The sequence below is a fragment of the Xanthomonas sp. F4 genome, from assembly GCF_011761895.1.
This window is the reverse complement of record NZ_JAASQX010000001.1, coordinates 1731867-1744296: the sequence shown is the minus strand read 5'-3', so window position 1 is coordinate 1744296 and position 12430 is coordinate 1731867. Positions and strand designations below refer to the sequence as shown.

Sequence of the window (12430 nt, the reverse complement as noted above, 5' to 3'; positions counted from 1 at the left end):
TGCCCTGCCTCACCAGCTGTCGGTGCGGAACGGGCCCACCGGCAACTGCTCGCGGTTGACCAGGTTGGCATCCTCGGGGTTCTCGCTCCAGGCGTAGCGCAGCGCCTGCGGCTGCGGCACCTCGTCGCTGTGGACCACGACCTGGTCGCCCTCGATGCGCGCCTGCGCCGGATGGAAGCGGCGATCGGCACCGGCCAGGGCGAAGCCGCGCACCACGTTGCCGCCGCCGCGCACCGCCAGCGCACTGCCCATCATGTCGAACATCACCCGCGCCTGGCCGTCGGCGAACGTGGCGCGCGCGAACACCGGCGCGCTGTAGACCAGCGTTTCGCCGTAGGCCACATGCCGCGCCACCAGCGCCAGGCGATGCCCCACGTCCTGCTTGTTGGTGGGATGGATGTTGTCCGGCATGCCGATGTCGATGGTCACCGCCTGTCCGGTCGCCGGCAGCGCCAGCGTCCTGGTCTGCGATTCGCGCAGTTGCGCCCACGGGCTCAGGTCGCCCTGATCGTTGCCGGCCTTCCAGTTGGCCAGCTGCACCCACAGGAACGGCAGTTGCGGCTGTGCGCGCTCCTGCCGCCAGCGCCCGATCAGCGACGCGAACTGCTCGCGGTAGCGCAGCGCGCCATACGGGTAGGCGTTGCTCTCGCCCTGGTACCAGATCACGCCCTTGACCGGAAACGGCTGCAGGGGATGGATCATCGCGTTGTACAGCAGGGTCGGGACCTGGTTCTTGTCGTCGTTGGCGGCCAGCGTGACCTTGCCGGGACGGAACTGCCAGTCGCCGGCGAGCGAGCGCGGCTGGCCACCGTCGGGCTGCACGAAGAACGCCGCCGCATCGCCGGGAATGCCGCCGAAGCCGCCGGTGTCCAGGATCCGGATGGCGATGTGGTTGACGCCAGCGCGCAGCGCCGTCGGCGGCACGCGGTAACGGCGTGGCTCGGTGTAGCGCCCTTCGGTGTGGCCGACCTCGACGCCGTTGACGTAGGTGGTGTCGGCATCGTCGGCCGGCCCGATCCCCACGACCGCGCCGGTCTTGGCCTCGGCCGCGCTCAGGGTAAAGGTGGTGCGATACCAGGCGACGCCGTCCATGCCGACGTAGCCGTGCTGCTCCCACAGCCCCGGCAGCGGCTGGCGGTCCCAGTCGCGGTCGTCCAGGTCGGCCGCCGCCCAGCCCGCATCCGCCTGCGCGCCCGTCGGCTGCGGCCAGCGCGCCAGGCGCCGCCTGGTCTCGCCAAGCTCCTTTGCGTCCTTGACCTGCATCTGCGCGATGCGCGTGCGCACCTGCGCCGCATCCACACCGGGCGAGGCCGCGTCCATCCAGGCCTCGATCGCGCTGCCTTGCCAAGTGCTGTCGATGATGCCGATCGGCACCCCGGTGTGCTGGCGCAGGTCGCGCGCGAAGAAATACGCCACCGCCGAGAACGCGCCCGCGGTGACCGGTGTGGCCGCGACCCAGCTGCCGCCGGGCAGCCGCGGCTGCGGCTGCGCCGCCCAGGCCTTGGGCACCTTGAAGTTGCGCAGCTGCGGATCCGTCGCCGCCGCCACTTCGCGTGCGCCGTCGCGCGCCTGCGCCAGCGGCCACTCCATGTTGGACTGGCCGCTGGCCAGCCACACGTCGCCGATCAGCACGTCGCCGATGCGGCGCTGGCTGCCGTCGCCCTGCACCTCCAGCACGTACGGGCCACCGGCCGCATGCGCCGGCAACTGCAACTGCCAGCGGCCATCGGCGCCGGCGACCGCACTGGCGCTGGCGCCGTCCAGGCGCGCCTGGATGCGTGTACCCGGTGTGGCCCAGCCCCACACCGGAATCGGCACATCGCGCTGCAACACCGCGCCGTCGTCGAACAGCAAGGGCAGTTGCAGCTCCGCCGCCGCCGGCCATGACGCGAGCGCCAGGGCCAGCAGCGCCAGGCAGCGAACGGTGGGGAACAAGGGTGCGGCCATGAGCGGATCCTGCATCGGGGGAAGGGCCGGCAGCGGCCGCCCGCCTCGCGGCAGGCGGATCGCGTGCCGGACGCTGCGCGCGCCTACCAGTTGGCGCGCAGCACCAGCGAGTAGCGGCGGTCGTTGACGAACCAACTGCGGGTGTACAGGCGCGGGTCGACCTCGCCGTCGCTGTACGAGGTCGGCCCCATCAGCACCTTGGTCACCGAATTGGTGAGGTTGTTGGCCTGGATGCCCAATTGCAGGTGCGGGGTGAAGCGGTAGAACACCGAGCCGTCGAGCTGGCCGTAGTCGTCCGACCAGGTCGGCAGCTTGGTCGCCACGTCGCTGGCGGTGAGCAGGTAGCGCGAGCGCCAGTTGTAGGCCAGGCGCACCGACAGCGGCCCCTTCTCGTAGATGCCGGCGAGGTTGTAGCTGCGCCGCGACAGGCCTTCCAGCGGCAGCGCCACGCCGGTCACGGTGGTCTTGGTGTACGGATCGGTGGCCGTGTTCACGCCGCCGCTGCTGTCGACGAAGGTGAAGTTGGCATTGACCCCGAAGCCGCTCATCCAGCCCGGCAGCGAGTCGAAGAACTGGGTATAGCCGTACTCGAAGCCGCGGATGCGGCCCTTGTCCATGTTGTACGGGCGCGTCACCAGGAAGTCCTGGCCGCCGTAGTTCTCGGTGACGGTCTGGTTGGAGAAGTAGTCCTTGACGCTCTTGTAGAACAGCGTCAGGTACATCATGTCGCTGCTGTCGAAGTACCACTCCAGCGCGGCGTCGTACTGGTCGGCCTTCATCGGCTTGAGGTTGGGATTGCCGGCGGTGCCGGTCCAGTCCTTCGGCGAGCCGTCGTCGTTCATGGTGGCAGCCAACAGCAGGTACGGCTGCAACTGGGTGTAGTCCGGCCGCGCCATCGCCTTGGAGGCGGCCAGGCGCAGTTGCAGCGCATCGGAGAACTTGAAGCGCAGGTTGAAGCTCGGCAGCACGTCGGTGTAACTATTCTGCGCGGAGTTCTGGAAGTACTGCCCGTAGTACCGGGACTTGAGATCGCCCGAAGCCGAGGTGGCAGAGAGGTCCGGATACTGGCCATAGCCCGCCGCCTCGGTCTTGGTCTGCACCACGCGCACGCCGATGTTGCCGTCCACCGGCACGCCCAGCGCGTCGTCGTTGCCGAAGTACATCACCATGTACGCCGCCTGGGTGCGCTCGAACTGGCGGTTGGTGTCCTGCAACTGGTACTGATCCGGTGCCCAGCCATAACCGCGCAGCGCAACGATCTGCTCGATCAGCGCCGAGGTGCCGGCGTAGTCCTTGACCGCGCTGTTGCGCGGAAAGACCAATTGCGTCGGCACGTTCACCTTGCCGCGGAACAGGTTCGAGTAGGTGTACAGCGATGACGAGGCCGTCATGTAGTTGGCCAGGTCGGCCAGGCCGGTGGCGGTGCCGGGGATGGTGGCCCAGTTGTCGGTGATCACGCCCCAGTTGTAGCCGGAGTTCTTGTTGGTCTGGGTGCGGTCGGTGGCGCGGATGCCGGCGCGGAAGGTGCGCAGCCACGGGTTGTCGTCGTAGCTGTATTCCAGGTCGAAGCGCGTGGCCAGCTCGCGGCCGCGGTTCTTCGCCAGATGGTCCATCGCCGCGCTCCAGAAATAGTTGGAGGGGTTGGCGGTGTAGCCGGGGTCGGCCAGGGTCACCGCCGGGTAGCGGCCGCCGAGGTCCACGTTCAGGCCCGGCAGATAGATCGAACTGAACAAGGTGAAATCCAGCACGTCGCTCTGCGAGCGCACCAGTTGCATGTCGCCACGCACGGTCAGCCGGTCGGTCAGGCGATGGCTGAAGCCGCCGGACAGATCGGAGGTGGTGGTGCTCTGCTGGGCATAGCGGTTGTCGGTGTAGAAACGCACGCCATCGTTGCCGGTGACGTTGCCGCGCCACGAGTTGGATACCGGCGAGCCGCTGACGAAACGGCCTTCGCTGTCGTAGGTGAAGGTGGTGCCTGGCGCCGGCACGATGGCGTTGGTGTCGTCGTTGAAGAACGCGGCGCGATCGCGCCAGTTCATGTCGTAGGACGAGCGCAGGTACTGCACGTAGAGCTCGGTGGCGTCGCTGGGGCGCCACTGGAACGCGGCCGCCACGCCCTTGCGCTTGCGCTCGAAATCCATCTGCCGCCAGTTGACCCCGCCCGGCACGTACACCTTGTCGAAGGTGGTCCCGGCGAGCAGCGCCGGATCGGTGCGGCGCACGAACGGCTCGACCTGGATGCCGTCGCTGCGCGTGGCCAGTTCCGAGTGCGCCACGTCGAGCATGAGGCCCATCTCGCCGAGGCCGGTGGTCCAGCGATCGCTGAACAGGAACGAGCCCGACGGCTTGTAGGTCTTGCTCAGATCGCCGTAGTTGGCGTCGGCGGTGAAGCCGATCACCCGGCCGGGCTGGTCGAACGGCATGCGCGTGCGCAGGTTGACCGTGCCGCCGAGGCCGCCTTCGATGATTTCCGCCGATGGATTCTTGTACACGTCCACGCCGGCCATCAGTTCGGCCGGCACGTCCTCGAAACTGAGCCCGCGGCCGCTGGCGGCGCTGAAGCTGTCGCGGCCGTTGAGTTCGCCGCGCACCTGGGTCATGCCGCGGATCATCACCCCGCTGCCCTCGGCCGAAAAGTGGTCCGGATCGTTGCGCGCCATGAAGTGATCGATGGTCACGCCGCTGACCCGCTGCAGGGTTTCGGTGACGCTGCGGTCCGGCAATGCGCCGATGTCCTCGGCGCTGACCGAATCGACGATCTGCTCGGCATCGTGCTTGATCGATTGCGACTTGATCAGGCTACCGCGTACCCCCTTGACCTCGACCGCATCGAGCTGGGTCACGGGGTCGCCCTTCTTGCGGGCGGCAGGCTGCGCGGTCGCAGGCTCCGCCTCCTGCGCCAGCGCCTGTGCGCTGAGCAGCAAGCCGATGCTCAGCGCGATGAGCGAACGCGGCAAAACGCGGGGACGACGTGACGCTGCGGTCGGCAGAGCCGGACCACGAGGATGCTGCGATGCCATGCTGTTTCCCTCCCAGGAGACATGCACACAGACACGGGCGACGGTCGCGCCAGGGCGCCGTCCTGCGAGTTGTGACGGCGTCGGTCTCAGCCGTTGCCGTATCGGAAGGCGCCGCTGCGCAGAGTGGCAAGTCGGTCGCTAACGCGATCGGCCGAGACTAGAAATGCACTTCGCGTGAAGCAAATGAAAAATTCCCGTCCAGCTATGTGATTCCAGACTAGCGGGATGCGCACCACGGCATGTCTACAAAATCGTCCGCGTGCGCTATGCAGCGCCTGCAGCGGAGGTCAAACGCTCGCCGCCCGCTCGGGATACAGCCGCTTGGCGGCGTTGCGCAACGCCAGCAACACCCGTTCGGCGCCCGGCGGCAACAGATAGTCGCGGCGGCGCACGATGCCGAACGATTCCATGCGCACGCCCAGCGTGATCGGCAGCACCGTCAGCAGCTTGGCCTGCACGTAAGGCGCCACCGCCTCGGCCGGCAGCGCGGCCAGCAGGTCGCTGCCGCGCAGCAGGCTGGTCATCACCGGCAGCGAGGAAGTCTCGATGACGTTCTGCGGCGCCGGCACCGCGTGCTCCAGGAACATCGCGTCCAGGCGCGCGCGCAGCACGCTGTCGGCCGGCGGCAGCACCCAGCCGTAGCGGGCCAGATCGGCATGGCGCAGGTCGGCGCGGGTGGACAGCGGATGGCCCGCGCGGGCGATCACCGAATGCGGCTCGTCGGCCAATGGCTCGAACTCCAGCGCCTCGGCGCCGTAAGGGCCGAGAATGCGCCCGATCACGATGTCGAGTTGGCCGTCGAGCAGCTTGGCCACCAGCGGCCGGCTGTAGTCCATCTCCACCCGCACCAGGATGCCGGGGAACTCGCGCTTGACCTCGGCGATCGCCTGCGGCACCAGGTTGGTGCCCGGATTGACCACGGTGCCGATCGAGACCTGGCCCATGCGCCCTTCGCACAGCGCGGCGATCTCTTCCTGGGCGCGGCCGATCTCCGACATCGCCGCGCGCGCGCGGCGGATCAGCACCTGCCCGTACCAGGTCGGCTCGACCCCGCGCGCGTGGCGCTCGAACAGCTTCACCCCCAGCAGGTCCTCCATTTCCGCCAGCAGCTTGGACGCCGCCGGCTGGGTCATGCTGGCCGCCTCGGCCGCGCGCAGCACCGAACGGTGTTCGTGCAACTGCAGCAGCAGCAACAGGTGCCGGGTCTTCAGGCGCGCGGCATTGAACCAGGGATTGGCGGCAGCATTCATCGTGGGCAGGCATCCTGAGGGCGACGCCGTGTATTCGGCGACGGAATAGAATATGCCTAAAATTTCATTTGCAGAGCATAGCTCACGCGCGCAGGCTACCGCCCATCGCGCCCCTGCTGGCGTCGCCGCCGCCCATGCCAACGCAGGCAGGCCGATTCAGCCGGGTTCGCGCCAGCGTCGATGCAGCGTGCGCGGACCGCGGCCTTGCCGCCAGGCCGCACCCGGCACCGCGCTGACCGCGCGCCTCCTTCAACGCCGCTTCCGCCAGGTACCCCGATGTCCGCCGCTTCCCCGTTCCGACTCCCGCTGATCGCGATCCTGCGCGGCCTCACCCCGGAGGACGCGCTGGCGCACGTCGGGGCGCTGGTCGACGCCGGCTACGACGCGATCGAGATCCCGCTCAATTCGCCGCGCTGGGCCGACAGCATCGGCCCGGCCGCGCAGGCGTTCGGGCAGCGCTGCTGGATCGGCGGCGGCACCGTGCTGCAGATCGGCGACGTCGACGCCCTGGCCGATCTGGGCGCGCGCTTCATCGTCACCCCCAACACGCGCCCGCCGGTGATCCGCCACGCGGTGGCGCGCGGCCTGCAGGTGGTGGCCGGCTTCGCTACTGCCACCGAGGCGTTCGATGCGCTGGACGCCGGCGCGCAGATGCTCAAGCTGTTCCCCGCCGCCACCTACGGCCCCGGCCACGTGCGCGCCCTGCGCGCGGTGCTGCCGGCGCAGGTGCCGCTGTTCGTGGTCGGCGGCGTCAACACCGAGACCCTGCACGACTACCTGAGCGCCGGCGCGATCGGCGCCGGCATCGGCGGCGAGTTGTACCGCCCCGGCCAGCCGCTGACCCAGACCCAGGCGCACGCCGCCGCCTTCCGCCACGCCTATCTGGACCGCGCATGAAGATCGTCCGCCTCACCACCTACCACGCCGCGCCGCGCTGGCTGTTCCTGAAGGTCGAGACCGACGAAGGCATCACCGGCTGGGGCGAGCCGGTCATCGAAGGCCGCGCACGCAGCGTCGAGGCCGCGGTGCGCGAACTCGGCGAGAGCCTGATCGGCAAGGACCCGGCGCGGATCAACGATATCTGGCAGATGCTCTACCGCGGCGGTTTCTACCGCGGCGGCCCGATCCTGATGAGCGCCATCGCCGGCATCGACCAGGCGCTGTGGGACATCAAGGGCAAGGCGCTGGGCGTGCCGGTGTACGAACTGCTGGGCGGGCGCGTGCGCGACCGCATGAAGACCTACCGCTGGGTCGGCGGCGACCGTCCCGCGGCGACCATCGCGCAGATCCAGGGCTACCGCGACCTCGGCTTCGACACCTTCAAGTTCAACGGCACCGAGGAAATGAAGCTGATCGACGGCCCGCGCGCGGTGGACGCGGCGGTGGCCAAGGTGGCGCAGATCCGCGAGGCGTTCGGCACCGCCATCGATTTCGGCATCGACTTCCACGGCCGCGTGGCCGCACCGATGGCGCGCGTGCTGCTGCGCGAACTGGAACCGTTCAAGCCGCTGTTCGTCGAGGAGCCGGTGCTGCCCGAGCAGGCCGAGTACTACCCGCGGCTGGCCGCGTCCACGCCCATCCCGCTGGCGGCCGGCGAGCGCATGTTCTCGCGCTTCGACTTCAAGCCGGTGCTGCAGGCCGGCGGCCTGTCGCTGCTGCAGCCGGACCTCTCGCACGCCGGCGGCATCACCGAATGCCTGAAGATCGCCAGCATGGCCGAGGCCTACGAGGTCGGCCTGGCGCCGCACTGCCCGCTCGGCCCGGTGGCGCTGGCGGCCTGCCTGCAGGTGGATTTCGTCTCGCACAACGCGGTGCTGCAGGAACAGAGCATCGGCATCCACTACAACGAAGGCGCCGACCTGCTCGACTACGTGCTCAACAAGGACGACTTCGCCTGCGACAATGGCGGCAGCATCGCCGCCCTGCCCAAACCGGGCCTCGGCGTCGAGATCGATGAGGAGCGCCTGCGCCATGCCAACGCCAACCCACCCGACTGGCACAACCCCATCTGGCGTCACGCCGACGGCAGCATCGCCGAGTGGTGAGCCGATGAACGTTTCCATTCCGCCCCGCCACACCGCCACCCTGGCGGTGGACAGCCGCTGTGAGCATGGCGAAGGCATGCTGTGGTGCGAGCGCCGCGGCATGCTGTTCTGGGTCGACATCAGCGGCCGCCGCCTGTGGCGCCACGATCCCGCCAGCAACGCCAGCCGCCATTGGGACCTGCCCGACCGCCCCGGCTGCCTGGGCCTGTTCGACGACGGCCGCCTGCTGCTGGCGCTGGCCAAGGGCGTGTACGCCGCCGATCCGGACGCCGCCGCCGAAGGCGACAGCGCGCTGCCGCTGCAGCACCTGGCGGACGTGGAGCCGGAGCGCGACGACACCCGCAGCAACGATGGCCGCGCCGACCGCCACGGCAACTTCGTGTTCGGCACCATGAGCGAACGCGACGACCAGGCGCCGGTCGGCAGCTTCTATCAATGGTCGGCACGCCACGGTCTGCGCCGCCTGCCGCTGCCGGGCGTGGCCATCCCCAACGCGATCTGTTTCAGCGCCGACGGCCGCACCCTGTACTACTGCGACTCGGTGCAGCCGCGCATCCTGTGCTGCGACTACGACCCGGACACCGCGCACACCGCCAACAGCCGCGTATTCGCCGAACTGGATCACCCCGATGCCGAGCCGGACGGCGCCATCGTCGACGCCGAAGGCCACCTGTGGAACGCGCAATGGCGCGCCTGGCGCGTGGTGCGCTATCGCCCCGACGGCAGCGTCGAGCGCAGCGTCGCCCTGCCGGTCAAGCATCCCACTTGCCCCGCCCTGGGCGGTACCGATGGCGGCACCCTGTTCCTAAGCACCTCGCGGCAGGACCACACCGACGACGAACTGGCGCGCACGCCGCAGGCCGGCGGCGTGTTCGTGGCTGAAGTCGGTATCGCCGGCCTGCCCGAAGGACGCATCGCCAGCGCATGATCGTCGTCGACTGGGGCACCAGCAGCCTGCGCGGCTATCGGCTCGATGCCGAGGGCAACATCCTTGAACAGCGCCGCAGCGCCCAGGGCATCGCCGCCTGCCAGGGCCGCTTCGCCGCGACCCTGGCCACCTTGATCGACGGCTGGGACGGCGATGTCGTCCTGTGCGGGATGATCGGCAGCCGCAACGGTTGGATCGAACTGCCATACGCGCCCTGCCCGGCCGACGCCGCCGCGCTGGCCGCGGCGATGCAGCCGCTGCAGGACCCGGCCCTGCCCGGCCGTACCCTGTGGTTCGTGCCCGGCGTGGCCAGCGATGCCGATGCCGTGCCGGACGTGATGCGCGGCGAGGAGACCCAACTGATCGGCCTGCTCGCATTGCTCGCACAGGAACCGCATGCGGCCGACATCCACCACGTCTGCCTGCCCGGCACCCACAGCAAGTGGGTGACGTTGCAGGACGGGCGCATCGCCTCGGTGGCGACGCTGATGACCGGCGAACTGTACGCGCTGCTGCGCACGCACAGCCTGCTGGCGCGGTTGATGGACGCCAACGACGGCGCCTTCGACGCGGCCGCGTTCGATGCCGGCGTGCAGCGCAGCGGCGATCCCGGCGGCCTGCTGCACCATCTGTTCGGCGTGCGCAGCCTGGGCCTGTTCGACCGCCTGAGCGGCGCCGCGGCGCCCTCCTACCTGTCCGGGCTGCTGATCGGCCACGAACTGCGCGCCCACGCCACCTTGCCGCCGGTGGTGCACCTGGTTGGCGGCAGCGGCCTGCTGGCGCGCTATGCGCATGCATTGGCCGCACTCGGCAGCAGCGTGCGCACCCATCCGGAAGATCTGGCTGCGCGCGGCCTGTATCGCCTTGCGCGGCAGCACGGCGGTCTCGCCGGCTGAGCCGCACGTCGCGCGCCGCCCCCAGCCGGCCCACACACGGCGGTGACAGCCGCTTTGCATTAGAATTACCGGGTTAATCGCCGGATCGAGCCATGCCTTTCGTCGTCACCGAAAACTGCATCAAGTGCAAATACACCGACTGCGTGGAAGTGTGCCCCGTGGATTGCTTCCACGCCGGCCCGAACTTCCTGGTGATCGATCCGGACGAGTGCATCGACTGCACCCTGTGCGAGCCGGAATGCCCGGCCAACGCCATCTATCCCGAGGACGACGTGCCGGCCGGCCAGGAAGGTTTCGTCGCGCTCAACGCGGAACTGGCCAAGGCCTGGCCGGTGCTGACCACGCGCCAGGAACCGCTGCCCGACGCCGCCGAGTGGGACGGCAAGCCGAACAAGCTGCCGCTGCTGCAGAAGTAACCGCGCCGCGGATTCCGCCCAGGCGCCGCCCGCCAGACCGTACAAAACCGTAGAGACAAGCTGCGACTTCAGGGCGCCTCTGACAACTCGCGTTGCCGCCGCTCGACCGGGCACGGGGGTGGTTACACCCTCGTAGGACGCGAGGCTTCGCCCGACCCTCATCCGCCCCTGCGGGGCACCTTCTCCCAGAGGGAGAAGGGAGAAGCGCGAGCCCCTCTCCCTCCGGGAGAGGGGTTGGGTTGAGGGTACGGCGCGCAGCGTCGCGCTGAAGCAAGGAATGGCGCTTGTCCCCTTTTCTGGATCAGCCGCGACGGACATCCCGATCAAGCCCATCCCGGCTAAAGCCGCCCCTTGCATCTGCAAAGAAACCGCGCCGTGTTCTCGCCGAACGAAAACGGGCGCACTGCGGCGCCCGTTTCGCGTTCTGCAACAGATCCGGCGCACGCGCCGGACCCGTACCGGCTCAGTGACCCAGCTTGGCCTTCAGCGCCGCGATCAGCTTGACCGGCGCTTCGCCGGTGGCCGGCAGGCCGCGCGGGTCTACCGCCGAGACGTACACGCCGGCATCCACCGCTACCACGCGGACCAGGAAGTTGCTGCCTTCGTAGGCCACGTCGTAGGAACCCAGCAGCTGCGCGCGGCTGGCGATGGTGACGCCTTCGATGCCGCCCAGCGCGTCGCCGACCTGGCCGAACACCTGGTCGCGCGCGCCCGGCACCACGAAGCCGCTGTTCGACGCCGCCGGCGCCTGGCCGGCCGGGGCCGCAGGACGCTGCGCCGAGGCCAGCGCCGGCACCTTCATCGCCGCCGAGGTATCGGGCGAGGTCAGATCCGGCGGCACTTCCAGCGGGCGCATGTCGGGCGCCAGCGCATAGTCGCCGCGCGGCTTGCCCTTGTGGAACCAGCTGCAACCGCTGGTGGCCGCGACCAGGGTGGTCGCCAGCACGGCGGCCGACAGCACGCGGACGTAGGGAACGGAAGCACGCATCAATCAATCTCCTGGAGTCAGGCCGCGAGCGTTTCGCGGCTGGATAGGTCTTCCAACGCGACAGCGTCGGCGGCAAGTCGGTCGGCCGTGGCGTGGTGCGCCGCGGACAGCGGCAGCAGCGGCAGCCGCAGGCCCTGGCCGATCCCGGCACGCTGCAGCAGCGCCTTGACCGGAATCGGGTTGGATTCGATGCCGCAGAAGGCATGGAACGGCTGCAGCCGCGCGTCCCAGGCCTGCGCGGGCTCGGCCTGGCGGGCGCGCGCCAGGTCGCACAGGCGCCGGTAGGCGCGCGGCAAGGCATTGGAGGCGACCGAGATCAGTCCGTCGTAGCCGGCCAGCATCGCCTGCGCGGCGCTGCCGTCGTCGCCGCTGAACACGGCGAAGTGCTCGCTGCGCAGGGCCGCGAGCGCGGCGATGCGCTGCGGGTCGCTGCTGGCGTCCTTGATGCCGACGATGTTCGGGTGCTGCGCCAGCTGCGCCACGGTCTGCGGCAGCAGGTCGCAGCCGGTGCGGCCGGGCACGTTGTACAGCATCACCGGCAGGCCACCCTGCTCGGCGACCTCGGTGTAATGCGCGATCAGCCCGGCCTGGGTCGGGCGCACGTACGGCGGCGTCACCACCAGCGCGTACTGCGCGCCGTTGGCGGCGGCGCGGCGGGTCAGCGCCACGGTCTTGGCGGTGCCGGACAGGCCGGTCCCGGCCAGCACCGGGACGCGCCCGCCGATCGTCTGCACCGCCTCGCGCAGGATCCGGTCGTATTCGGCGTCCAGCAGCGTGGCCGCCTCGCCGGTCGATCCGGCCACCACCAACCCCTGCACACCGCCGTCGAGCTGGCGTTTGAGCAGCAGCTGCCAGGCGTCGAGGTCGAGGTCGCCATTGCCCTCAAAGGGCGTGGCCAGGGCGGTGATGATGCCGGAGAGGGACAAGATGCCGGGTGCTC

10 protein-coding genes are annotated in these 12430 nt (G+C 69.7%); 5 read left to right on the top strand and 5 right to left on the bottom strand.

Going from position 1 to position 12430, the window contains the following annotated elements:
* Positions 1 to 9 precede the first annotated feature (9 nt).
* From FHR66_RS07640 to FHR66_RS07630, 3 genes are all read right to left on the bottom strand, one after another.
* Positions 10 to 1947 carry a sialate O-acetylesterase gene (locus tag FHR66_RS07640; protein ID WP_167087626.1) on the bottom strand — a complete coding sequence of 646 codons (1938 nt, stop codon included), beginning with the start codon at positions 1945 to 1947 and terminating at the stop codon, positions 10 to 12.
* 83 nt (positions 1948 to 2030) lie between these two features.
* Entirely contained in the window at positions 2031 to 4967 is a 2937-nt protein-coding gene (locus FHR66_RS07635; protein ID WP_160969614.1) for a TonB-dependent receptor, read from the bottom strand.
* A gap of 287 nt (positions 4968 to 5254) precedes the next feature.
* On the bottom strand, positions 5255 to 6217 hold the full coding sequence (locus FHR66_RS07630) for a LysR substrate-binding domain-containing protein (protein ID WP_160969612.1): 963 nt from the start codon (positions 6215 to 6217) through the stop codon (positions 5255 to 5257).
* Between the two features lie 276 nt (positions 6218 to 6493).
* Here FHR66_RS07630 and FHR66_RS07625 point away from each other — a divergent pair, with 276 nt between their 5' ends.
* From FHR66_RS07625 to fdxA, 5 genes are all read left to right on the top strand, one after another.
* Positions 6494 to 7114, top strand: a complete 621-nt coding sequence (locus FHR66_RS07625; protein ID WP_160969610.1) for a 2-dehydro-3-deoxy-6-phosphogalactonate aldolase — start codon at positions 6494 to 6496, stop codon at positions 7112 to 7114.
* Positions 7111 to 8262 carry a galactonate dehydratase gene (gene dgoD / locus FHR66_RS07620; RefSeq protein WP_160946586.1) on the top strand — a complete coding sequence of 384 codons (1152 nt, stop codon included), beginning with the start codon at positions 7111 to 7113 and terminating at the stop codon, positions 8260 to 8262. Before FHR66_RS07625 ends, dgoD begins: the two co-directional genes overlap by 4 nt.
* A gap of 4 nt (positions 8263 to 8266) precedes the next feature.
* Positions 8267 to 9190, top strand: a complete 924-nt coding sequence (locus FHR66_RS07615; protein ID WP_160969608.1) for an SMP-30/gluconolactonase/LRE family protein — start codon at positions 8267 to 8269, stop codon at positions 9188 to 9190.
* Complete coding sequence (locus tag FHR66_RS07610) at positions 9187 to 10086, top strand: 2-dehydro-3-deoxygalactonokinase (RefSeq protein ID WP_160969606.1); 900 nt, start codon at positions 9187 to 9189, stop codon at positions 10084 to 10086. Before FHR66_RS07615 ends, FHR66_RS07610 begins: the two co-directional genes overlap by 4 nt.
* A 92-nt stretch (positions 10087 to 10178) precedes the next feature.
* The gene (fdxA, locus tag FHR66_RS07605) at positions 10179 to 10502 is read left to right on the top strand and encodes a ferredoxin FdxA (RefSeq protein WP_017909525.1); all 324 of its coding nucleotides are present in this window, start codon (positions 10179 to 10181) and stop codon (positions 10500 to 10502) included.
* Between the two features lie 463 nt (positions 10503 to 10965).
* Here fdxA and FHR66_RS07600 read toward each other — a convergent pair whose 3' ends face one another.
* Positions 10966 to 11490 carry a hypothetical protein gene (locus FHR66_RS07600; protein WP_048489026.1) on the bottom strand — a complete coding sequence of 175 codons (525 nt, stop codon included), beginning with the start codon at positions 11488 to 11490 and terminating at the stop codon, positions 10966 to 10968.
* A 17-nt stretch (positions 11491 to 11507) separates the two neighbouring features.
* Positions 11508 to 12416, bottom strand: coding sequence for a 4-hydroxy-tetrahydrodipicolinate synthase (gene dapA / locus FHR66_RS07595; RefSeq protein WP_160969604.1), 909 nt, complete (start codon positions 12414 to 12416; stop codon positions 11508 to 11510).
* Positions 12417 to 12430 lie beyond the last annotated feature (14 nt).